We start from the raw sequence: 22,948 nt of genomic DNA, 5'->3' as shown, positions 1-22,948 counted from the left end.
TCTGTGGGGTTTCTTTTTTTCACCCCCCCGGGCCCGCGCGTGTGGTGGGGGCGCCCCCCCCCCCCCCCCCCCCCCCACGGCGGTCGGGCCGGGGCTCAGCAGGCCCCGAGGTCCTGCCAGACGCCCCATTCACCGGTGGTGCCGGGCGTCTCCCCCTTCGTCCACCACTTGGCCTTCCACTGGTGGCCGGCGTGGCTGACGGTCGTGCCCGAGCCGTACTCGGCGGTCGCGCTCCAGGCCGTCGCGGAGCAACCGCCGCCCGGAGAGGGAGTGGTGGACGGGTCCGGCGAGGGGCTGGTGCCCGTGCCGGGCTCGACCACGGTCGTGCCGCGCGCCAGGTCACCGGCGAGGGAGTAGGACTTCCCGCCGAAGGTCACCGTCCAGTTGGACGGGGTCGAGGTCGGCAGGTAGTAGACGAAGTCCAGCTGCACCGAGGCCCCGGGGGCCAGCGTCTGCCAGGCCGGGAGCTTCAGCGAGACGCGGTTGTAGTCGCCCTTGAGCCCGCCGATGTTGTTCGCGGCGGTGTGGTCGCTGCGGACGATCGTCGTGCCGAAGCCCGACTGGTCCTTGGCGTTGGCGGGCGCCGACGTGGCGTAGTCGAACCGGAACTCCGTACCGCCGGGCAGCGTGGTCCTCGTGTGGTTGGTGATCTTCAGCTTCGGGCCGATGGGGTAGTTGGAGTCACCGAGCGGGAACTGCTCGAAGGCCACATCGATGTCCAGCGCCTCCGTCGGCAGATCGATCGTGGACCTCTTGGCCCCGTACGGGGCGGCCGACTTGAACTTCTCGTACATCGCCGACGTGAGCGTGGACCCCGGCTCGTACTGCCCCTTCCCCGCATTGAACGCGTAGTCGCCCGCGAGCTCCCAGATCATCGTGCCGCCGATGCCCCTGTCGACGACGTAGTCCGCCTTGGCGGCGACCGACTGCTCGTCCTCGGTGGAGAGGAAGACCTTCTTCTCGGCGTTCCACAGCCACGGCGCGACCAGCGTCGAGTCGTACTTCCGGGCGTAGGTTCCGGTCAGCTTCGTGCCGGCGGGGAATCCGTACTGGGTCAGGTAGTCGCCGGCCACGCCCTTCTCCAGGTTCTTCGCGTGCCACATCGGGTTGGAACCGGCGGGCGATTCCTTGCCGTCGCTGTCCAGGTCGTGCCAGAGGTTGTCGATGCCGACGGCGCCGTCACCGCACTTGGCCAGACCGGCCCCGGCCGGGCACTCGGTCGTGGCCGCCCTGCCCCACAGCCCGTCCGTACCGCCCTGCACGTTCTTGAAGCCGCGCGTGTAGTACGGCAGGCCGATGTTGATACGGCCGGCCGGCATCGAACCGCGGAAGTAGTGGTACGCCCAGTCGGTGTTGAGGTAGCCGACCCCGCCGTACTGCGAAGTGGAGTACACCCCGCCCTGGGCGAGTTCGGCGTCCTTGCCGTCGTCGAAGAGCGAGGCGTTCGGACCGACGTACTCGTTCCAGGCGCCGTGCAGGTCGTAGGACATGATGTTGACGTAGTCCAGGTACTTCTGGACCTGGAAGGTCTCCATGCCGCGCAGCAGATAGCCGGAGGACGGCGCGGCCACGGTCAGCAGATAGTGCGTGCCGTCGGCGGCCGCGGCCCGGTCGAGCTTCTCGCGCAGTGTCTTCATCAGCGCGGCGTAGCCCTTGACGAGACCGGCCCGGCGCGCGTTGGCCAGGGTGTGGTCCAGCGGGTTGCCCGCGTCCTTCATCGTGGTCGGGTACTCGTAGTCGATGTCGACGCCGTTGAAGCCGTACTTCTTGATGAAGGCGACGGTCGAGTCGGCGAAGGTGTCGATGCCCGCCTGGTTGACGGAGCCGTCGGCGTTGGTCGCCATCGAGTAGAAGCCGCCGGAGTTCACCCGGGCGCCGTTGTCGTCGAGGTACCCGCCGGTCTCGGCCCAGCCGCCCACCGACACCAGGGTCTTCACGCCGGGGTGCTGCTTCTTGAACTTGCCGAGCAGATTGAAATGACCCTTGTAGGGGAGTGCCGGGTCCATCTCGGCTCCCGCGACGCCGGGCCAGGTCATCCCGGTGGAGGCGTTCTGCGGGCTGTCGGAACCGACGGAGATCTTGTTCTCTGCGTCGATGTGCGCGAACGCGTAATTGAGGTGGGTGACCTTGTCCCACGGAATGTCGGACGCGAGGTAGGCGGCCTTGCCGTCCTTGCCCGTGCGCCAGCTGGTGAAGTAACCGATGACGCGCCGCTGGTGGTCGGCGCCCATCTTCTCGCGGCCGGCACTGTCGTAGACGGAGCAGTACGGGACGTCCACGCCGGGAGTCTCGTACAGCCCGTCCGGGCGACAGGACTCCTGGTCGGCGGCGGCCGACGGAGCGGCGGCGAGGCCGCCAAGCAGCAGTCCGGCGACGGCGGCGCCGGCTGCGAAGAGGCCCGCTCTCGCGCGAGTGGGGGACAGCATGGTCGTTCCTCCTGGGGAGGTCGGCAGAACACAACTGGCAGGGGGATGGGTCGTGTTGGGTCCCGGGTGTGCGCACACCCGGAAACGGGCCTCGGAGGTGACGCAGAGATTAAGAGGACTAGACCAGTGAGTCAATAGGTCTGGACCATTCACCCCCGACTGTCCGGTGTGCCCCCCTGGGTCCGGTGCCTGTGAGTCACCCCACAGGTACTCGCCCGTATGGCCGACGGGCCGCCGTGGCAGACTGGTCCTGTACCAGCAGCAGCGCACTCCGGGGTCGGTGCAATTCCGAACCGGCGGTTATAGTCCGCGACCCGTCCGCATCCAGCGGCCGGTTGACCAGGTGAGATTCCTGGACCGACGGTTAAAGTCCGGATGGGAGGCAGTGCGCGGCGGGCCGTCACAGGTACGCCGCCGTCGGCGGATGCATTCCGGGATCTCCCGGGACACGTGCATCCGTGTCTTCGGTTATCGGCGTTTCCCTGTCGCGTTCCGCTTCATCTGTCGTCATCGACAGGCCCCGGAGTCCGTGCCCGAAGAGGCAGGAGGACCCGGTGGACACCGCAGCCGACATCACCGCCATGCGGCGAGCGATCGCGCTCGCAGCCCGCGGTCTCGGCTCCACCAGCCCCAACCCGGTCGTCGGATGCGTCATTCTCGACGCCGCCGGGGCACCGGCAGGCGAAGGCTTCCACCAGCGGGCCGGCGGGCCCCACGCCGAGATCCACGCCCTGCGCGCGGCCGGCGAGCGCGCCCGTGGCGGCACCGCCTACGTGACCCTCGAACCCTGCAACCACACCGGCCGCACCGGCCCCTGCGCCCAGGCGCTGACCGAGGCACGGGTGAGCCGGGTCGTCTACGCGGTCGCGGACCCGGACCCGCAGGCCACAGGCGGTGCGGAAACCCTCCGCGCAGCCGGGATCGAGACCGTGCGGGGGCTCCTCGCCGACGAGGCCGAGGCGGGCAACGCCGCCTGGCTCACCTCCGTGCGCCTGGGACGCCCGTACGTCCTGTGGAAGTACGCGGCGACGCTCGACGGCCGCATCGCGGCCGCCGACGCCACCAGCCGCTGGATCACCTCCCCCGAAGCCCGCGCCGACGTCCACCGGCTGCGCGCCGAGTCCGACGCCGTGATCGTCGGCTCCGGCACCGCACGCACCGACGACCCGCAGCTCGGCGTACGCGGCATCGACGGCGCACACCAGCCGCTCAGGGTGGTCGTCGACACCGGCGCCACCGCCGTCCGGCCCGGCGCCCGCGTCCTCGACGGCACCGCTCCCACCCTGATCGCGGTCGCCGAGGACGCCGACACGGCCCACCTCCCCGCGGAGACCGTGCTCCGGCTGCCCCGCTCCGCCGCCGGCCCCGGTCTCGACATCGAGGCCCTGCTCGGCGCCCTGCACGCCCGCGGCATCCGCTCCGTACTCCTCGAAGGCGGCCCGACCCTGGCCGGCGCCTTCGTCGCCGCGGGAACGGTCGACAAGGTCGTCGGCTATCTCGCTCCGGTCCTCCTCGGTGCGGGCCCCGCGGCCCTCGCCGACGCCGGAATCTCCACCATCTCCCGGGCGTTGCGCCTCGACGTGACCGAGACCGTGTCCATCGGCCCCGATCTGCGCATCACCGCCGTCCCCGTCCCTGCTCGGAAGGGAAACTGAGTGTTCACCGGAATTGTCGAAGAACTGGGTGAGGTCACCGCCGTCGAGAAGCTCGACGACGCCTCCCGCTTCCGACTGCGTGGTCCCGTCGTCACCGAAGGTGCCAAGCACGGCGACTCGATCGCCGTCAACGGCGTCTGCCTCACCGTCGTGGACCTCGGCGAGCACGAGTTCACCGCCGATGTGATGGCGGAAACCCTGAACCGCTCCAGCCTCGGCGCCCTGGCGGCAGGCTCCCGGGTCAACCTGGAGCGGCCCATGGCGCTCGGCGGCAGGCTCGGCGGCCACATCGTCCAGGGTCACGTCGACGGCACGGGCCGCGTCATCGACCGCGAGGTCTCCGAGAACTGGGAGATCGTGAAGATCTCCCTGCCCGGGGACCTGACCCGGTACGTGGTGGAGAAGGGTTCGATCACCGTCGACGGCGTGAGCCTGACCGTGGTGGAGGCCGGAGCCGACTACTTCACCATCAGCCTCATTCCCACCACCCTCGCCCTGACCACGCTCGGCCTCAAGAAGCCAGGCGACCCGGTCAACCTGGAGGTGGACGTCATCGCGAAGTACGTCGAGCGCCTGCTCGGCGACCGCACCGCCCAGGAGCCCGGGGAGCCGGTGAAGTGAGCGCCCTGACCTGGCTGAACTCGGAGGCGTTCAGCGCCTTCGGACAGCACATCATCTGGTCCGACCTGATCGGCAACACGATCGGTCTGATCGCCCTGACGCTGGGCTGGCTCCGTTCCGTCTGGACCTGGCCCGCCCAGCTCCTCTCCGGCCTCGTCCTCGTCGCCGCCAACGTCTCGGTGCAGCAGGCGGGCAGCGTCGGAAAGCAAGTGATCGTGATCGCCGTCGCCGTCTGGGGATGGCAGCAGTGGACCCGCGGCAGGCAGCAGGCGCAGGACGGCTCCATCGCCGTCCGCTTCGCCACCTGGCGCGAACGCGGCTTTCTGATCGGCGGCGCCGCGCTCGGCACACTCGCCGTGGGCGGCCTCTTCACCGCCTTCCCCTCGCTGTCCTGGAGCCCGTGGGCCGACGCGTACATATTCGCCGGCACGCTCGTCGCGATGCTCGCCCAGGCCCGCGGAATGGTCGAGTTCTGGTTCGCCTGGCTGCTCGTCGACCTGGTCGGCGTACCGCTGAACTTCCACAGCGGTCTCGCCTTCTCCGGTCTCATCTACGTCGTGTACGGCGCCCTCGTCCTGTGGGGCATGCGCGACTGGTGGCTGCGTACGCGGACACCCGCTCTGGAAGGAGCCACGGCATGACTGCCCAGCCCACCTGGTTGCACCCGGAACACGTCGTCGACCTCTCCCTCGACCCCGTCGAGCAGGCCATCCGCGACATCGCCGCCGGACGCCCCGTCGTGGTCGTCGACGACGAGGACCGCGAGAACGAGGGCGACCTCGTCATCGCCGCCGAGAAGGCCACCCCGGAGATCATCGCCTTCATGATGAGCGAGTGCCGCGGCCTGATCTGCGCGCCCATGGAGGACAGCGAGCTGGAACGGCTCGAACTGCCGCAGATGGTCGACCACAACACCGAGTCGATGAAGACCGCCTTCACCGTCTCGGTGGACGCCTCCGCGGCGTACGGCGTGACCACCGGCATCTCCGCCGCCGACCGCGCCACCACCCTCCGCATGCTGGCGGGCGGCGAAGCGGGCCCCGGCGACTTCGTCCGTCCCGGCCACATCTTCCCGCTCCGCGCCCGCACGGGCGGTGTCCTCGTCCGCAACGGCCACACCGAGGCCGCCGTCGACCTGGCCCGGCTCGCCGGGCTGCGCCCCGCCGGAGCCATCGTGGAGATCGCGGGCGAGGACGGCGTCATGCTGCGCCTGCCCGAGCTGGTGCCGTTCGCCCGCAAGCACGGCCTCACGATCATCTCCATCGAGGACCTGATCGCCTACCGCCGCAGCTCCGAGCCGACGGTCCGCCGCGAGGCCGAGGTCAGGCTGCCGACCACGTTCGGCGAGTTCACCGCGTACGGCTACCGCTCCATCAGCGACGGCGTGGAGCACGTGGCCCTCGTCCACGGCGACATCGGCGACGGCGAGGACGTCCTCGTCCGGGTCCACTCCGAGTGCCTGACCGGTGACATCTTCCAGTCCCAGCGCTGCGACTGCGGCCCCCAGCTGCACGCCTCCATGGAACGCATCACGCGGGAGGGCCGCGGCGTCGTCGTCTATCTGCGCGGCCACGAGGGCCGGGGCATCGGTCTGCTCTCCAAGCTCCGCGCGTACGAGCTCCAGGAGCAGGGCGTCGACACCCTCGACGCCAACCTGGAACTCGGCCTCCCCGCCGACGCCAGGGACTACGCCGCGGGCGCCCGGATGCTCCTGGACCTCGGCGTCCACAGTGTCCGGCTGATGACCAACAACCCCGAGAAGACCGCGGCGGTCCTGCGTCACGGTCTGGCGGTGACCGGCCGCGAGCCCATGCCCGTCCAGGCCGGCGAACACAACCTGCGGTACCTGCGCACCAAGCGCGACCGGATGGGGCACGACCTGCCCTGGCTCGACGCGGTCCCCGCGTCGACCTGCGGCAACCAGTAACGATCACGGAACGAGCAGGAGAGAAAGACATGAGCGGCAAGGGCGCACCCGAACTGTCCGTACGCAACTGCGGTGACCTGCGGGTCGCGGTGATCGCGGCCCAGTGGCACGAGAAGGTCATGGACGGCCTCGTCGACGGCGCGCTGCGCGCCCTGCACGACCTCGGCATCGACGAGCCGACCCTGCTCCGCGTCCCCGGCAGCTTCGAGCTCCCGGTCGTCGCGAAGGTCCTCGCGGGACGCGGTTACGACGCGATCGTCGCCCTCGGCGTGATCATCCGCGGCGGCACCCCCCACTTCGAGTACGTGTCCCAGGGCGTCACCAACGGCCTCACCCAGGTCACCGTCGACACCGGGGTCCCCGTCGGTTTCGGCGTCCTCACCTGTGACACCGAGGAGCAGGCGCTCGACCGCGCCGGCCTCGAAGGGTCCAACGAGGACAAGGGGCACGAAGCGGTCACCGCCGCCGTCGCGACCGCCGCGACGCTGCGCACCGTCAGCGAACCCTGGCGCTGAGTGCTGGTCGGCGACCCCGTATTCTTAAGGACATCATGGCGAACAAAACCTTCGAAGAGCTCTTCGCCGAGCTGCAGCTCAAGGCCGCCAACGGCGACCCCTCCACCTCCCGCACCGCCGAACTGGTGGACAAGGGCGTGCATGCCATCGGCAAGAAGGTCGTCGAGGAGGCCGCCGAAGTCTGGATGGCCGCCGAATACGAGGGCAAAGAGGCCGCCGCCGAGGAGATCTCGCAGCTGCTTTACCACGTCCAGGTGATGATGGTCGCCCGCGGAATCTCCCTCGACGACGTCTACGCACACCTCTGAGCCGACGCACCTTCCCGCTCCGTACGTACGCAGAACACCCCTTCGCACAAAGGAAACCTGACCTCATGCTGCGCATCGCCATCCCCAACAAGGGTGCACTCTCCGGGCCTGCGATGGCGATGCTCCATGAGGCCGGCTACCAGCAGCGCAAGGAGTCGAAAGAGCTCGTCCTGGTCGACCCGGAGAACGAGGTCGAGTTCTTCTATCTGCGCCCCCGCGACATCGCGATCTACGTCAGCTCCGGCCGCCTCGACATCGGCATCACCGGCCGGGACCTGCTGCTGGACTCCGGCGCCGACGCCGAGGAGATCCTCCAGCTCGGCTTCGCCCGCTCCACGTTCCGCTACGCCACGAAGCCCGGCACGGCCCAGGGCCCGCAGGACTTCGACGGCATGACGATCGCCACGTCCTACGAGGGCATCGTCGCCAAGCACCTCGCCGAGGCCGGCGTCAACGCCTCCGTCGTCCACCTCGACGGCGCGGTCGAGACCGCCGTCGAGCTGGGCGTCGCCCAGGTCATCGCCGACGTCGTGGAGACCGGCACCAGCCTGCGCAACGCCGGACTCGAAGTCATCGGCGAGCCGATCATGAAGTCGGAAGCCGTCGTCATCCGCCGTACCGGCGCCCCCGACGACGACCCCAAGGTCCAGCAGTTCCTCCGCCGCCTCCAGGGCGTCCTGGTCGCCCGCAGCTACGTGATGATGGACTACGACTGCCGCGTCGAGCACCTGGAGCGCGCCGTGGCCCTCACCCCGGGCCTGGAGTCGCCGACCATCTCCCCGCTGCACCACGAGGGCTGGGTCGCCGTCCGTTCCATGGTCGCCGCCAAGGAGGCCCAGCGGATCATGGACGACCTGTACGAACTGGGTGCCCGCGCCATCCTCACCACGGCCATCCACGCCTGCCGCCTCTGACGGCCGGAGAACCGCCGAACACCGGAAGACAGAGAACCTGATGACCGCCCCCGCGCCCCGGCCCGAACCGCCCGCTCTCCCGGTCACCTTCAGGCCCACCCTCACCCGGGTGGTCCTGCTGACCGTGGGGCTGGTGATGTTCGTCGTCATCACCGTCGTCGCCCTGGCGCTGGAGAAGCTGAGCGCGGGGGAGCGGACCAGTTTCGTCTTCGTGGCGCTGCTCTTCTTCGGCGTCCTCGCCCTGCTCAGCCGGCCCAAGGTCGTCGCCGACGAGGCAGGGGTCACGGTCGTCAACCTCACCCGTACCCGCAGGCTCGCCTGGGCGGAGATCCTCCGCGTCAATCTGCGGGCCGGAGACCCCTGGGTCTTCCTCGACCTCAGCGACGGCACCAGCCTGCCCGCCCTCGGCATCCAGCCCGGACTGGCCAAGGCACAGGCCGTCCGCGACGCCCGTGCGCTCCGCGCACTCGCCGAATCCCACGGCACAGGAGCGGACGCCGGTACGGAGAACGGCTGAGCCCCCTGCCCCGCACGGCCCCTTCTTGACTACTCTTGAGGGCGGCGGCGCCCCGTGCGCCCCGCCCCGCACGAGAGGTCCACGAGGCCGGCGGGGCTTTCCTGCGACCCAAGGAGTGACTCCCTCCAGCAATGGACGGATCGTCCGGTAGTACCTGCGCCGCCCCTTCCCCGGAGGCGGCGGTATGACCACCCCCCTGCTGCTGCTCGCTGCGGCATTCCTTCTCATCCTCGCCAACGGATTCTTCGTGGCAGCCGAATTCGGGCTCGTCACGGTGGAGCGGCCGGACGCCGAACGCGCCGCCGCCGAAGGCGACCGGCGGGCCCGTACCGTCGTCGCCGCCCTGCGCGAACTCTCCTTCCAGCTCTCCGGCACCCAGCTGGGCATCACCATCACCTCGCTGGTCGTGGGCATGCTCGCCGAACCGGCACTCGCCCAGCTGCTCGCCGGACCGCTCACCGCCACCGGGCTGCCCGCACGGGCCGTTCCCGGCGTGGGCGTCGTGATCGGCATGCTGCTGGCCGCCGCCGTGCAGATGGTCATCGGCGAACTCGTACCGAAGAACTGGGCGGTCTCACGGCCGCTCCAGGTCGCCCGGTTCGTCGCCGGTCCCCAGCACCGCTTCGCCGCCGTCTTCCGGCCGGTGATCACCGCGCTCAACACCGTCGCCAACCGCCTGGTACGGCTGCTGGGCGTCGAGCCCACCGACGAGCTGGCCTCCGCCCGTACCCCGGGCGAACTGGTCTCGCTGGCCCAGCACTCGGCCGAGGCCGGCGCCCTGGAACAGGACACCGCCGACCTCTTCGTACGCACGCTGTCGCTCGCCGGGCTCACGGCGCAGCACGTCATGACCCCCCGGGTGAAGGTCAGCGCCCTCCAGTCGTCGGCGACCGCCGCCGACGTCCTCAACCTCACCCGCGCCACCGGCCTCTCCCGCTTCCCGGTCTACCGGGAACGCATCGACGAGGTCGTCGGCATGGTCCACCTCAAGGACGCCCTCGCGGTTCCCGCCCGGGACCGGCTGCGCACCTCCCTCGGCCGGATCGCCGTACCGCCGCTGCTGGTCCCCGAGACGCTTCCCGTGGAGCAGCTGCTGCACAGGCTGCGCAACGAGCAGCCGATCGCCGTGGTGGTCGACGAGTACGGCGGGACCGCCGGTGTCGTCACCCTTGAGGACATCATCGAGGAACTCGTCGGCGAGGTCAGGGACGAGCACGACGCCGTCGGCGCCGACCGGCCCGAATTCGTCGCCGCCGTCACCGAGGACGGACGCCCCGCCTGGGACGTCGAAGGCAGCTGCCGCGTCCTCACCCTGCGCCAGATCGGCCTCGACGTGCCCGACGGGCCGTACGAGACCGTGGCCGGGCTTGTCGCCGGCCTGCTGGGGCGCATCCCCGCTCCCGGCGACCGGGCCGAGCTTCCCGGATGGCGCGTCGCCGTCCGCCAGGTCGGCCACTACCGGGCCGAACGGGTCCGCTTCGTGCGCCTGACCGAGGTGCCGGGACCGGCGGCCGACGCGCTGCCCCACAGCCGGCTGGAGGCCGTGCGATGAGTCTCGTCCAGTTGCTGTTCGCCGCCCTGCTCGTGCTCGCGAACGGCTTCTTCGTCGGCGCCGAGTTCGCGCTCGTCTCCGTACGCCGCAGTCAGGTGGAACCGCTCGCGGCGAGCGGATCGAGCCGGGCCAAGCAGGTCCTGTACGGGCTGGAGAACCTGCCGCAGATGATGGCGGCCGCCCAGTTCGGCATCACCCTCTGCTCCCTCACCCTCGGAGCCGTGGCCGAACCGACCGTCGCGGGCCTCCTGGAGCCGGTCTTCCACGCGGCGCACGTCCCCGAGGGGCTCATCCACCCCCTCGGCTACGCGCTGGCCCTGGCCCTCGTGGTCTTCCTCCATCTCGTCATCGGCGAAATGGTCCCGAAGAACCTGGCGATGGCCGCCCCCGAGAAGACCGCACTGTGGCTCAGCCCCGCCCTCGTCGGCTTCGCCAGGATCTGCCGTCCGGTCACCTCCGCCCTGGGCGTCTGCGCCCGCCTGGTGCTGCGGCTGTTCAAGGTCGAGCCCAAGGACGAGGTCGAAGCGGTCTTCACCAGCGAGCAGCTCAACCGGCTCGTCGAGGACTCCGGACAGGCCGGGCTGCTGGAGCCGGCGGCACAGGAGCGTCTGGAGGACGCCTTGGAGATGGGCAGCAGGCCCGTCACCGACGTGCTGCTCGACCGGGCCTCCCTGGTGACGGTCGATCCCTCGGTGACCCCGCGCCGCATCGAGGAGCTGACCGTACGGACCGGTTACTCGCGCTTCCCGGTCTGCGCGGAGGGCGGTGGCCCGTTCATGGGGTACCTCCACGTGAAGGACGTACTGGACCTGGAGGACGACGAACGTGCCGTCCCGCAGCAGGTCTGGCGCCCGATGGCGACCGTACGCGCGGAACTCCCGCTGGACGACGCCCTGACCGTGATGCGCCGCGCCGCGACGCACCTGGCCCAGGTCGCCGACGCCTCCGGACGGGTACTCGGCCTCGTCGCGATGGAGGACGTCCTGGAAATGCTGGTCGGCGAGGTCCGAGACCCGGCCCACCGGCTCTCGGTACCGCGCCGCACGGTGGACGTCCCGAAGGGCCAGCAAGAGCACAAGGCCATGGCGGGCCACGCCTGACGCGCTGAGTGGCGCCGGGCCTTCAATCGCCGGACGGGCACGATCAAGCCCGTCCGGCGATTGCGGACGGTCTTTCAGCCGGTCCGGCGCTTGAGGACGACGATCTCGCCGGCCGGCCGCCCCCGCCGCCTCACACCGCACCCGGCTCCTGCGGCCCCCGGTTCACCGGCCCCCGGCCGGACAGCACCTCGCCGTACGCCTGCATGAGATCCGGCAGCCGCAACGTGGCCAGATCCTCCCGCGTGGGCACCGCCGCGTACCCGGACAGCCGCAGATCACGGTAGGCGCAGCTCTTCTCGTACAGGGTCCGCAGGAACCGGCCGTTGCCCAGCTCGTCGATCCACCTCTGGTCCACGACATGCCCGCTGATGCTGCGCAGCTCCTCCAGGGACTCCTCGTCCCAGGCGTCACCGTTCTCCGCGGCCAGCACCCCACCGATCGCGGTCAGCTCCAGCGGACGGTAGCTGGGAAAGTCGACCCGGGTCGTGAACCGCGACGAGAGGCCGGGGTTGGTGGAGAGCAGCCGGTCCATGCCGTCCGGGTAGCCCGCGAGGATCACCACGAGGTGGTCACGGTTGTCCTCGGCCCGCTTGAGGAGGACCTGCAAGGCCTCGTCCCCGTACGCGTCGCCCTTGCTGTAACCGGAGTTGGAGAGGCTGTACGCCTCGTCGACGAACAGCACCCCGCCGAGCGCCGAATCGATCAGCTCGTTCGCCTTGATCGCCGTCTGTCCGAGGAACTCGCCGACCAGATCGGCCCGTTGGGCCTCCACCAGATGGTCACCACCGAGCAGGCCCAGGGCGTAGAAGACCCGGCCCAGAATGCGGGCGACCGTCGTCTTGCCGGTGCCGGAGGGGCCGGAGAAGACGAAGTGCCGCTTCGGCGGCTGGACGGGCAGCCCCTGCTCGGCGCGCAGACGTGCCATGTTCAGCTGGGCGGACAGGGCTTTGACCTGCCGCTTCACCGGTTCGAGGCCGACCATCCGCTCCAGCTCGGCCAGCGCCTCCGCGAGCAGGGCCGGGTCACTGGGCCCCGCGGGGAAGACCGGAGGCCCCGACCGGCCGCCCACCGGCGACTTCTCCCGTACCCCGTCGGCCGGCGGCGGCGCGACGATCCCCGCCAGCCCCTGCGGATCGCCGCCGAGCCACGGCTCTCTGCCGTCCACCAGATCGGTGCCCAGCAGCGCGTCGCCGTCGATCTGGGTCTCGGTGCCGTCCGAGCCGAAGCCCATCAGCGCCACGGAGGCCAGATCGGCCGACTCGTCGTACCCGTCGCCCTCGGAGATCGCCGCGAGCCGGGCCGAGGTGTCCATGAACGCCGGATCGACCCGGTGCACCGCACGGTAGAGGGGCAGGGCCGCGGCGCTGCGGCCCGTGCCCTCGTGGGCCCTCGCCAGCCAGTAGCGCAGCTCCTTGCGCTGCGGCTGCTCGCTGCGGCAGCGCATCAGGGCCGCGGAGAGCAGCGGTTCGGCCTGCCCGTACATCTCCAGGCGCACCCGGGCCATGCCTCCGAACAGCCCCGCCTCGATACCGAGCAGCGGGTCCTCGACGAGCTGTTCGGTGTGGCGTACGAGCTGCTCCCAGTCCTTGACCAGATACGAGCGGCAGGCGTGCAGGAACCGCACCTGCGGGTCCGCGTCGACCGGCGGCAGTCCGGCCAGGGCCCGGTCGAGCTCGGGTACGTGCCGCCCGTCCAGCCAGTGCGAGGCGTGCGCCAGCAGCAGGTCGCGCGAACTCTCCAGCACGGGCTGCACCCACCAGCCCAGCCAGTACCAGGAGTTGAGCGTGCGGCGGTGGCGGGCGCGCTGCTCGCCGAAGCGTTCACGATGGCGGTACATGCGAAGCAGCGCCGTGGTCGTGTCGACCCGCAGGGCATGGAGGCCGAGCCAGCCGTCCGCCATACCGGGATCGAAGCGCACCGCGGTTCTGAACTCCTCCTCGGCCTGCGGGTACGCGCCCATGGTGTAGGCGTCCACGCCGCGCAGCCAGGCGAGGTCGGCGGGGGCCTGTGAGCCCTGCGTGCCGATGTCCATCAGGTCCCCCACAAACCGTGCCCCAGGATGTCCCGCCCGCACAGCATGCCCACCTGGGCGCGCCTAATCACGGGGCCGGGGACGGGAATTGACCGCACCGCAGTGCATCGTACCCGCGAAGGCAGTACGCGGCTAAGGGTGTGGCCGACGGTGAAGCCGTGACCGTGGGTGAGCGAAAAGGCGCGTACGGGGCCGTCGTGAGGGGGTGTGAGCGCAGAACGAAGCCCCCGATCACGGGGGAACAACCGGGGGCTTCGCGTCTACGGGGCTCCGAAAAGCCGCACATTGAGAACGTAAGACCTGTACGGCCCCTCGGTCAAGCCGAGTTGGGGCACTTCCGGGCCGATTTCCGACTGCTCAGTATGGCGGCGCCAAGCCTTCACCGAGAGTGACGAAATGGCTCGCCCCTGTGGTGGTGCCAGGTCCCTTCTGCCACTCATACCCCATCGGCACCTGCCGGATCAGAGCATCGGCGAAGGGGCGTGAGGGGTCGTCGGCGAAATGCCGCTCCTCGGCGGCCGTCCAGCCGTCCCAGAACTCCCCGAGCGCGGGCCCGTCGCGGTGCCGGCCGCGTTCCCAGGACGGGCCGCGCGCCAACTCCATCCACAGCAGTCCCGCAAGCAGCGGCCGCACCTCCCGGCGCCCCGATCCGACCCCCTCCATGAGCACCACGGGCGCGGGCTCCAGCGTCCGCGCCGGGCCGAAGCACCGCCGCGTCCAGTCGTACGGCGCGTAGCGCGCGCACGCGCCGCGCGAGAGCGGGACGAGCACCTGCTCGCGCAGCCGGTGCGTCCAGGCGAAGAGCTCGTCGTGGGTCGCGAGGTCGTCGAGGTGCAGTACGGGCGCGTCGCCGAGCGCCGCCGAGAGCCGGGCCGCGAACGTGCTCTTGCCCGACCCGGCGTGCCCGTCGACCGCGATCAGCCGCACCGGACCGCAGGACGGAGGCAGGGCCCGCAGGCCGCGGGCGTGCTCAGCGAGGTCGTTCATCCGCCCAGCCTACGAGCCCCACCGGAGCAACCGCAGGTCACGCCAGTGGACCAGACCAATATTGGTCCAGCGGCACGAGGCGAATCGCTGGCCGAACGGTGCCGCGACCCGCGATAGTTGGCCCACTGACCGGCACCCGCAGCCCCATCCCGCTCACAACCGGGGGTCTCGCCCATGACCAGACCGACTTCGCGCAGAACCGTGCTGACCGCCGCGCTCGCGGCAGCCGCGACCGGCGGCGCGGTGGCATCCGCCGGGCCCGCGACGGCCGCGGTACCCGGCCCCTCCGCCCCCACCGCGGCCGCCTCGCTGGTGGACAACCACTTCTGGAACACGTACACCGACTGGCGCTGTGGCTCGGGAGCGGGCACGCGTGCGGTCGCCGGCCGCAGGCCGGGGCTGGTGATCGCCACCCCCACCGGGCGCCGCGACTACACCGACCCGCACACCGGTACGACCAGCTCCTGGGAGTACGCGACGTGGACCTCACCGGTCCACCGCTCCCGGGTCCCGGCCACCGAGGTGATCGCCTCCTGGAACGCCCACGCCCCCGCGGGCACCTGGATCCAGATCGAACTGCTCGGCAGCTACTCCGACGGCACCGACACCCCCTGGTACGTGATGGGCCGCTGGGCGGCGGGCGACGGGGACATCCGGCGCACCTCCGTCGACGACCAGAGCGACGGCAAGAGCTCGATCTGGACCGACACCTTCTCCGTGGACGACGCGGCGAGCGGGCTCCGGCTGGTCTCGTACCGGCTGCGGCTCACCCTCCACCGCACTCCGGGCACCGGCCTCACGCCCACGGTCTGGCGGATCGGCGCGATGGCCTCCGACATTCCGGACCGCTTCACCGTCCCCGCCACCGCTCCCGGGCTCGCCCGGGAGCTGCCGGTGCCGCGCTACTCGCAGAACGTCCATGTGGGGGAGTACCCCGAGTACGACAACGGGGGCGAGGCGTGGTGCAGCCCGACGTCCTCGCAGATGATCATCGAGTACTGGGGGCGGAGGCCCACGGCCGAGGACCTCGCCTGGGTCAGACCGGAGATCGCCGACCCGCAGGTCTGTCACGCGGCCCGGTACACGTTCGACCACCAGTACGAGGGCTGTGGCAACTGGCCCTTCAACGCCGCCTACGCCGCCACGTACAAGGACATGAGTGCGGTGGTCACCCGGCTCGGCTCGCTGACGGAGCTGGAGAAGCTGGTCGGCGCCGGCATCCCGGTGATCACGTCGCAGTCCTTCATCAAGGAGGAGCTGACCGGAGCGGGCTACGGGACCTCGGGCCACCTGATGACGGTGATCGGCTTCACCGCCGAAGGCGACGTGATCGCCAACGACCCCGCGTCCCCGTCCAACGAGGCCGTACGCCGTGTCTACCGGCGCCGCGAGTGGGAGAACATCTGGCTCCGCACCAAGCGCTACGACGCCACCGGCAAGGTCAGGGGAGGCACGGGCGGCGTCTGCTACGTCTACTTCCCCGCCGCTCCGACAGCGGCGCAGAGGCGGGTCCTGGAGGCGCTGGCGATCCTCTGACGGCCTAGGGGCGGAGAGCGCACCCGGCTCCCCGCCCCACCGGACCGCCGCGAAGACGCACCGATCGTCGGAAGACCGGACGGACCGGACCAGTTGGGTCAAAGGTTCGGACCATTTCCAGGACGGCCGGAGCCGCCGTGCGCCCCGTGACGGCAGCGCTCCGATCGGGCATACTCAAGCCGCCACAGCCGCTGGCCAGCGCCTCTTGTGATCCGAGAGGGCAGGATCGGTTGGGGAGTCATGTATTTCCGGGCAACGCCCGGGATCACCCGGCGGCGCCGCTCCTACCCCGCGCGTGCGACCGCCGCTACGCCCGACAGGGAGGAGAGCGCTGTCATGTCCGACCGTGCCCCGCAGCTGGTGGAACGCAGCCTGCCCACCGAGGAGTCCCGGCAGCTCATCGCGCTCGTCCGCGATATCGCGTCCAGGGAGATCGCGCCCCGCGCGGCCGAGGAGGAGGAAGCGGGCCTGTTCCCGCGCGAGGTCTTCTCCCTGCTCTCCGAGTCCGGACTGCTCGGCCTGCCCTACGACTCGGACCACGGCGGCGGTGACCAGCCGTACGAGGTGTACCTCCAGGTCCTGGAAGAGCTCGCCGCCGCCCGCCTCACCGTCGGCCTCGGCGTCAGCGTCCACTCGCTCGCCTGCCACGCCCTCGCCGGTTACGGCACCAAGGAGCAGCAGGCCGCGCACCTCCCCGCGATGCTCTCCGGCGGCCTGCTGGGCGCCTACTGCCTCTCCGAACCGGCGTCCGGCTCCGATGCCGCCTCGCTGCGCACCAAGGCCGTACGCGACGGTGAGGACTGGGTCCTCACGGGTACGAAGGCGTGGATCACCCACGGCGGCATCGCGGACTTCTACACGGTGCTGGCGCGCACGGGCGTCGACGGCCCCCGCGGCATCACGGCCTTCCTCGTCCCGGGCGACGCCGAAGGGCTGAACGCGGCCCTCCCCGAGAAGAAGATGGGCATGAAGGGCTCGCCCACCGCCCAGCTGAACTTCGACGGCGTCAGGGTTCCCGACTCCCGTCGCATCGGTGAGGAAGGACAGGGATTCGCCATCGCCCTGTCCGCGCTCGACTCCGGGCGGCTCGGGATCGCGGCCTGCGCCATCGGTGTGGCCCAGGCGGCACTCACGGAGGCGGTCGAATATGCCACCGGGCGGCGGCAGTTCGGCCGTCCCATCGCCGACTTCCAGGGACTGCGGTTCATGCTCGCCGACATGGCCACCCAGATCGAGGCCGGACGGGCGCTCTACCTGGCGGCGGCCCGGCTGCGCGACGCAGGCCGGCCGTTCTCCCGGGAGGCGGCCATGGCGAAGCTGTTCTGCACGGACGCGGCCATGCGGGTGACCACGGACGCCGTCCAGGTGCTCGGCGGCTACGGCTACACGCTCGACTTCCCCGTGGAACGCCTGATGCGCGAGGCCAAGGTGCTCCAGATCGTCGAAGGCACCAATCAGATCCAGCGCATGGTCATCGCCCGTCACCTCGCGGGCCCCGAGACGCGCTGAAGCGAGCGGGGCGGTCCGACCACACGGGCGTCGTCATGATCCGGTTCCACTCCGTGTCCTGGCGGCCCGGCAGCGTCCGTCCCGTGCTCTCCCAATGACGCAGCATGGCCCGGTAGATGGGCGGGTCGGCCGAGTGCGGCAGGCCCGGCCGGCCCGTCGCCCGGGCCGTGGGCTGAGGCGCAGGGCGCTGTTGCGCCTGCTGCTCGGGCTGGGGCACGGGCGGGGGCGCGGTCCGCGACAGGGACGGCGAACCGGGCTGCGGAACCGATTCCTCAGGGGGCGGAGCGGCGAGACGGCGTCTACCTGGGCCGGCCGTGGAGTGCGGCGTGGTCATACAGGGCCAACGCCGGAAGCGCGGGCCGGGTCACTGCCGTGCCCGTTCGGGCGCCAGTTCGTCAGGTGGACGTCTCGCTCCGGACCGTCGGGGCCGGGCTCTTCGCCGTGCCGGTCCTTGGCGGGACCGGCCGGTGAGTGACCGTGGTGCGTCAGGCGGCGTGACGCCGCATCTGATGCGGCACCCGCAGCGGACGTGAACCCGCGCCGCCCGCGTGCGAGAACGGCTGCATCCGCCAGTCAAGACCCTGGGGGAGCGTCAACAGCAGGGCCGTCTCCTGCTCCTGGGCGTCGAGCGACTCGTCGGCGGGGTGCGCCTTGGCCGCGGAGCGGCCCGTGCCGGCGCAGACCGTGAGGACGAAGGGATTCCACGGACTCGGGCACAGCGCGTGTTCCGGCAGGACGTCCTCGTCCGCCAGCAGCGCGATCGGCTGCGCGCAGTCCGGGCAGATCACCCGGTACATCTCGAAGGTGTCGTACGCGTCGAGTGCGGTGTCCTCGTCCGGATCGACGGGTTCCGGTTCAGTACGTCCGGTGAGTTTCAGGTTCTGCATGGGAATTCCCCCCTCGGGTGGGCCGACAAGGCGCCGTGGCCTCGGCCACAGCAAGCACTTCCCGTCGCGCGTCGGCCGTAACCGCGAGGCCGTCCGCTACCCACCCGTAAACCTGTGGCATTCGTCACATGCCTGCCGCAGGTGCCCTTCCGGGGCCCTTGAGGCTGTGCCGGAAGAGGCTTGGGGCATAGGTTGATCCGCATGGAGGAGCTGGACCGTCAGATCGTGGAATTGCTCGTCAAGGACGGGCGGATGAGCTACACCGACCTGGGCAAGGCCACGGGCCTGTCCACCTCGGCCGTTCATCAGCGTGTCCGCCGGCTGGAGCAGCGCGGGGTGATCCGGGGCTATGCCGCGGTCGTCGACCCCGAGGCCGTCGGCCTGCCCCTCACCGCGTTCATCTCGGTGAAACCGTTCGACCCCAGCGCTCCCGACGACATCTCGGAGCGGCTCGCAGAAGTGCCGGAGCTCGAGGCGTGCCACAGCGTGGCGGGCGACGAGAACTACATCCTCAAGGTACGCGTGGCGACCCCCCTCGAACTGGAGCACCTGCTCACCCGCATCCGCACCCTGGCGGGCGTGTCGACCCGCACCACCGTCGTCCTCTCCACCCCGTACGAGGCGCGGCCTCCGCATATCTGAGGGGGGTCGCGGGCGGCGGCGTGACGAGCAGGCGCGAGACTGGTCCCATGACCGAGAGCACCGCCCCCCAGAGCGACCACCGCACCGTGCTGCTGCGCGGTGGAGACGTCCACAGTCCAGCCGACCCGTTCGCCACCGCGATGGTCGTCGAACGCGGGCACGTCGCCTGGGTGGGCTCCGAAGGGGCGGCCGACGCCTTCGCGAGCGGTGTCGACGAGGTGATCGACCTCGACGGTGCCCTGGTCACCCCGGCGTTCACCGACGCCCACGTCCACACCACGTCCACCGGCCTCGCCCTCACCGGTCTCGACCTCTCCGGCGCCCGCAGCCTCCCGGACGCCCTCGCTCTCGTACGCGCGTACGTGAGCACGCGTCCCGTGGACCGTGTCCTGCTCGGTCACGGGTGGGACGCCACGCGCTGGCCCGAGCAGCGCCCTCCGTCGCGTACCGAGCTCGACGCCGCGGCCGGCGGCCGGCCGGTCTATCTGCCCCGGATCGACGTGCACTCCGCGGTCGTCACGACCGCCCTCCTGGACCTGGTCCCCGGTGTCACCGGGCTCGCCGGATACCACCCGGACGCCCCGCTCACCGGCCCCGCCCACCACGCCGTGCGCTCCGCGGCGCACGGCGCCCTGTCGCTCCGTCAGCGCACGGAGGCCCAGCGAGCCGCCCTGCGGCACGCCGCCTCGCTCGGAATCGGAACCGTCCACGAGTGCGCCGGACCCGACATCTCCGACGAGGACGACTTCACCGGACTGCTCGCGCTCGCCGCCGAGCGGCCGGGGCCGAGGGTGCACGGCTACTGGGCCGAGCGCATCGGCGACGAGAAGGGCGCCCGCCGTATCCGTGAGCTCGGGGCGATCGGCGCGGCCGGTGACCTCTTCGTCGACGGCTCGCTCGGCTCCCACACCGCCTGCCTCCACGAGCCGTACGCCGACGCCGCGCACACCGGCACCGCCCATCTGGACGCCGCCGAGATCGCCGCCCATGTCACGGCCTGCACCGAAGCCGGACTCCAGGCCGGATTCCACGCCATCGGCGACGCGGCCGTCTCCGCCGTCGTGGCGGGCGTCCGGGCCGCGTCCGAGACCCTCGGGCTCGCCCGCGTCCGCGCCGCCAGGCACCGGGTCGAGCACGCCGAGATGCTCACCCCCGAGACCATCGCCGCCTTCGCCGAACTGGGCCTGACCGCCTCCGTCCAGCCCGCCTTCGACGCCGCCTGGGGTGGCGAGGACGGCATGTACGCCCAGCGTCTGGGAGTCGAGCGGGCCAGGACCCTGAACCCGTACGCGGCGCTCCTGCGCACCGGAGTGCCCCTGGCCTTCGGCTCGGACAGCCCGGTCACACCCCTCGACCCGTGGGGCACCGTGCGGGCCGCCGCCTTCCACCGGACGCCCGAGCACCGGATCTCCGTACGGGCCGGATTCGCCGCCCACACCCGCGGGGGCTGGCGGGCCGTCGGCCGCGACGACGCCGGCATTCTCGTGCCGGGCGCCCCGGCCGACTACGCGGTCTGGCGTACGGACGAGCTGATCGTCCAGGCCCCCGACGACCGGGTCGCCCGCTGGTCGACCGACCCCCGCTCCGGTACCCCTGGCCTGCCGGATCTCAGTCCCGGCGCCGAGCTTCCGGTCTGTCTGCGCACCGTGGTCTTCGGACAAACTGTCTACGTACGACCGAACGAGTGACGTGCCGACATTTCGTACCGCCGACCGGAGGCGCGCCCACTCTGCCGCGACCTGCGGATCTTCGTCACTGACCAGGCGGTTTCGTTAAAAGCCGCAGGTCAAACGGCTATTGACAGAACGCGCCCACCGGCCGGTAGGTTCGGCCGAGTCCACCACAGGACGTCCGACCGGTTAAACGTCCACGCAGTCGTCGAACGCCGCTGGGTCATGAGGTGGTGTGCCGCACCGGCGCACCACCGCCGACAGCCAGGTTCAGCGCCCGCGCCTCGGGGGCGAGGGAAGATTTCAGCCGGACGGAGGGTGCGACCCGGGTGGGGCCCGGACGTTCAGTAGACAACGGCTTTCGGTCGACCCGCAGCCAGCGGGTCCCAGGTCGGCCCGAAGGACACCGGGCCCCGATCCGCAGTTCTGTCCGTAGTTCCGTACTTCTGTCCGGTCCGGCGTTCCGACGCCCCGCGACCGCGTCGGCGCCCGGTGCCCATGCGCTGGATATGGTGGACACCTGTGTACGGACTTTAAGGGGCAGTTGTGAACGACGGCGGTCAGCGGCAGTACGGCCCGCTCGGCAGAGTCCTGGTCATCATTCCGACCTACAACGAGGCCGAGAACATCGAGCTGATCGTTGGCCGGGTGCGCGCCGCCGTTCCGGATGCCGACATCCTGGTCGCCGACGACAACAGCCCCGACGGCACCGGCAAGGTCGCCGACGAGCTCGCGGCGGGCGACAGCAACGTCCACGTCCTGCACCGCAAGGGCAAGGAAGGGCTCGGCGCCGCCTATCTGGCGGGCTTCCGCTGGGGCACCGAGCACGGCTACGGCGTCCTGGTCGAGATGGACGCCGACGGCTCGCACCAGCCCGAGGAACTGCCCCGGCTGCTCACCGCGCTGAAGGGCGCCGACCTGGTCCTCGGTTCCCGCTGGGTGCCGGGCGGGCGGGTCGTCAACTGGCCCAAGCACCGCGAGGTCATCTCCCGCGGCGGAAGCCTCTACTCCCGGATGCTGCTCGGACTGTCGGTGCGGGACGTCACCGGCGGCTACCGGGCCTTCCGTACGGAGACCCTCGCCGGCCTCGGGCTCGACGAGGTCGCCTCGCAGGGCTACTGCTTCCAGGTCGACCTGGCCAGACGCTCCGTCGAGGCGGGTTACCACGTCGTCGAGGTCCCGATCACCTTCATGGAGCGCGAGATCGGCGACTCGAAGATGAGCCGCGACATCCTCGTCGAGGCGCTGTGGCGCGTCACCGGCTGGGGCATCACCAGCCGGGCGAACAAGGTCCTGGGCCGCAAGGCCCCCTGACCCGGACGCCGACCGGGGCGCCATGATCACCCTCTTACGCCGTTTGCACGTCCGTACGGGCACACTGGGGGCATGACGACCGGCACACCGCCCCCTCGACGTCCACGGCGCTCACGCGCCCGCAGATTGCTGCCCCTGGCCCTGGCCGCCTGGGTGGTGCTGGAGATCTGGCTGCTGACTGTCGTCGCGCAAGCGGCGAGCGGCTTCGTCGTGCTGCTGCTCCTGGTGGCCGGGGTCGTGCTCGGGGCCGTGGTGATGAAGAGCGCGGGGCGGCGCGCCTTCCGCAACCTCACCGAGACGCTTCAGCAGATGCCGGGCCAGCCGGGTGCTTCGGCCGTACAGCCCGGCCCCACCCCGGGCCGCAAGGGCAACGGCTTCCTGATGCTGGGCGGCCTGCTCCTGATGATCCCCGGCATGATCTCGGACGTCGCGGGCCTGCTCCTGCTGCTGCCGCCGGTCCGCACCGCGCTCGGCCGGTACACGGAGCGGTCCATCGAGCGCCGGATGCGGGCCGCTTCTCCCGGCAGCCTCTCGGACGCCTTCCAGCAGGCCCGTATGCACCGGCCGGACGGCAAGGTCGTGCAGGGCGAGGTCATCCGTGAGGACGGCACTCAGGCGGGTCCCGGCCCCGGCGAGGGCCCCAGACCGCCGCTGACTCCCTGATCGCCGTGTGCTGCCTGCTCCCGCGGGCAGCACACGGCGAACCGCGGACGGGCAGCACACAGAGAGCCGGGGGGGGGGGGGGGGGAGGGGGGGGGGGGGGGGGGGGGGGGGGAGGGGGTGGGGGGGGGGGGGGGGGGGGGGGGGGGAGGGGGGGGTGGGGGGTGAGCGGAGCG

The 22,948-nt window shown here is 71.1% G+C and carries 20 protein-coding genes and 1 riboswitch; of the genes, 16 read left to right on the top strand and 4 right to left on the bottom strand.

Going from position 1 to position 22,948, the window contains the following annotated elements:
* Positions 1-95: 95 nt before the first annotated feature.
* Positions 96-2,426, bottom strand: a complete 2,331-nt coding sequence (locus AC07FA_RS20790) for a chitinase C-terminal domain-containing protein (RefSeq protein ID WP_479077308.1) — start codon at positions 2,424-2,426, stop codon at positions 96-98.
* A gap of 262 nt (positions 2,427-2,688) precedes the next feature.
* A riboswitch (FMN riboswitch) is annotated at positions 2,689-2,819 on the top strand.
* Between the two features lie 161 nt (positions 2,820-2,980).
* Here AC07FA_RS20790 and ribD point away from each other — a divergent pair.
* From ribD to AC07FA_RS20740, 10 genes are all read left to right on the top strand, one after another.
* Positions 2,981-4,081 (top strand): bifunctional diaminohydroxyphosphoribosylaminopyrimidine deaminase/5-amino-6-(5-phosphoribosylamino)uracil reductase RibD, encoded by a 1,101-nt coding sequence (ribD, locus tag AC07FA_RS20785; protein WP_479077307.1) that lies wholly within the window; start codon positions 2,981-2,983, stop codon positions 4,079-4,081.
* Positions 4,082-4,702 carry a riboflavin synthase gene (locus AC07FA_RS20780; RefSeq protein WP_479077306.1) on the top strand — a complete coding sequence of 207 codons (621 nt, stop codon included), beginning with the start codon at positions 4,082-4,084 and terminating at the stop codon, positions 4,700-4,702.
* On the top strand, positions 4,699-5,343 hold the full coding sequence (locus tag AC07FA_RS20775) for a nicotinamide mononucleotide transporter family protein (RefSeq protein WP_479077304.1): 645 nt from the start codon (positions 4,699-4,701) through the stop codon (positions 5,341-5,343). The genes AC07FA_RS20780 and AC07FA_RS20775 overlap by 4 nt, the downstream gene beginning before the upstream one ends.
* The gene (locus tag AC07FA_RS20770) at positions 5,340-6,629 is read left to right on the top strand and encodes a bifunctional 3,4-dihydroxy-2-butanone-4-phosphate synthase/GTP cyclohydrolase II (protein WP_479077302.1); all 1,290 of its coding nucleotides are present in this window, start codon (positions 5,340-5,342) and stop codon (positions 6,627-6,629) included. Before AC07FA_RS20775 ends, AC07FA_RS20770 begins: the two co-directional genes overlap by 4 nt.
* Before the next feature lie 29 nt (positions 6,630-6,658).
* Complete coding sequence (ribH, locus tag AC07FA_RS20765) at positions 6,659-7,144, top strand: 6,7-dimethyl-8-ribityllumazine synthase (RefSeq protein ID WP_307128077.1); 486 nt, start codon at positions 6,659-6,661, stop codon at positions 7,142-7,144.
* Positions 7,145-7,179: 35 nt separating this feature from the next.
* Positions 7,180-7,452: a phosphoribosyl-ATP diphosphatase gene (locus AC07FA_RS20760; RefSeq protein ID WP_056787177.1), complete on the top strand. Its 273-nt coding sequence runs from the start codon at positions 7,180-7,182 to the stop codon at positions 7,450-7,452.
* A 65-nt stretch (positions 7,453-7,517) separates the two neighbouring features.
* Entirely contained in the window at positions 7,518-8,366 is an 849-nt protein-coding gene (hisG, locus tag AC07FA_RS20755; RefSeq protein ID WP_479077301.1) for an ATP phosphoribosyltransferase, read from the top strand.
* A 40-nt stretch (positions 8,367-8,406) separates the two neighbouring features.
* Positions 8,407-8,883: a PH domain-containing protein gene (locus AC07FA_RS20750; protein ID WP_479077300.1), complete on the top strand. Its 477-nt coding sequence runs from the start codon at positions 8,407-8,409 to the stop codon at positions 8,881-8,883.
* Between the two features lie 184 nt (positions 8,884-9,067).
* Complete coding sequence (locus tag AC07FA_RS20745) at positions 9,068-10,435, top strand: hemolysin family protein (RefSeq protein WP_479077298.1); 1,368 nt, start codon at positions 9,068-9,070, stop codon at positions 10,433-10,435.
* Complete coding sequence (locus AC07FA_RS20740; RefSeq protein WP_479077297.1) at positions 10,432-11,535, top strand: hemolysin family protein; 1,104 nt, start codon at positions 10,432-10,434, stop codon at positions 11,533-11,535. The genes AC07FA_RS20745 and AC07FA_RS20740 overlap by 4 nt, the downstream gene beginning before the upstream one ends.
* 130 nt (positions 11,536-11,665) lie before the next feature.
* Here the strand turns inward: AC07FA_RS20740 and AC07FA_RS20735 are convergent, their stop codons facing one another.
* Positions 11,666-13,567: an AAA family ATPase gene (locus tag AC07FA_RS20735; RefSeq protein ID WP_479077296.1), complete on the bottom strand. Its 1,902-nt coding sequence runs from the start codon at positions 13,565-13,567 to the stop codon at positions 11,666-11,668.
* 357 nt (positions 13,568-13,924) lie between these two features.
* Positions 13,925-14,554, bottom strand: coding sequence for a uridine kinase family protein (locus tag AC07FA_RS20730; protein WP_479077295.1), 630 nt, complete (start codon positions 14,552-14,554; stop codon positions 13,925-13,927).
* A 174-nt stretch (positions 14,555-14,728) separates the two neighbouring features.
* Here AC07FA_RS20730 and AC07FA_RS20725 point away from each other — a divergent pair, with 174 nt between their 5' ends.
* A complete protein-coding gene (locus AC07FA_RS20725; protein ID WP_479077293.1) occupies positions 14,729-16,090 on the top strand; it encodes a peptidase C39 family protein in 1,362 nt (453 codons plus the stop codon).
* A gap of 336 nt (positions 16,091-16,426) precedes the next feature.
* Positions 16,427-17,599, top strand: a complete 1,173-nt coding sequence (locus tag AC07FA_RS20720) for an acyl-CoA dehydrogenase family protein (RefSeq protein WP_479077291.1) — start codon at positions 16,427-16,429, stop codon at positions 17,597-17,599.
* Positions 17,600-18,084: 485 nt separating this feature from the next.
* On the opposite strand, the gene AC07FA_RS20715 is transcribed toward AC07FA_RS20720, so the two are convergent.
* A complete protein-coding gene (locus AC07FA_RS20715) occupies positions 18,085-18,486 on the bottom strand; it encodes a hypothetical protein (RefSeq protein ID WP_479077290.1) in 402 nt (133 codons plus the stop codon).
* A 201-nt stretch (positions 18,487-18,687) separates the two neighbouring features.
* On the opposite strand from AC07FA_RS20715, the gene AC07FA_RS20710 reads away from it, so the two are divergent.
* From AC07FA_RS20710 to fxsA, 4 genes are all read left to right on the top strand, one after another.
* Positions 18,688-19,128 (top strand): Lrp/AsnC family transcriptional regulator, encoded by a 441-nt coding sequence (locus tag AC07FA_RS20710; protein WP_382728599.1) that lies wholly within the window; start codon positions 18,688-18,690, stop codon positions 19,126-19,128.
* A 47-nt stretch (positions 19,129-19,175) separates the two neighbouring features.
* Positions 19,176-20,816: an amidohydrolase gene (locus AC07FA_RS20705; protein ID WP_479077289.1), complete on the top strand. Its 1,641-nt coding sequence runs from the start codon at positions 19,176-19,178 to the stop codon at positions 20,814-20,816.
* Positions 20,817-21,344: 528 nt separating this feature from the next.
* Positions 21,345-22,112, top strand: coding sequence for a polyprenol monophosphomannose synthase (locus AC07FA_RS20700; RefSeq protein WP_479077288.1), 768 nt, complete (start codon positions 21,345-21,347; stop codon positions 22,110-22,112).
* Positions 22,113-22,184: 72 nt separating this feature from the next.
* Positions 22,185-22,775 (top strand): FxsA family membrane protein, encoded by a 591-nt coding sequence (fxsA, locus tag AC07FA_RS20695; protein WP_479077287.1) that lies wholly within the window; start codon positions 22,185-22,187, stop codon positions 22,773-22,775.
* Positions 22,776-22,948: the final 173 nt, after the last annotated feature.

Source organism: Streptomyces sp. NPDC045968 (assembly GCF_056430475.1).
Note: the sequence above shows the minus strand (reverse complement) of the source record. Positions and strands in the feature narration are given on the sequence as shown.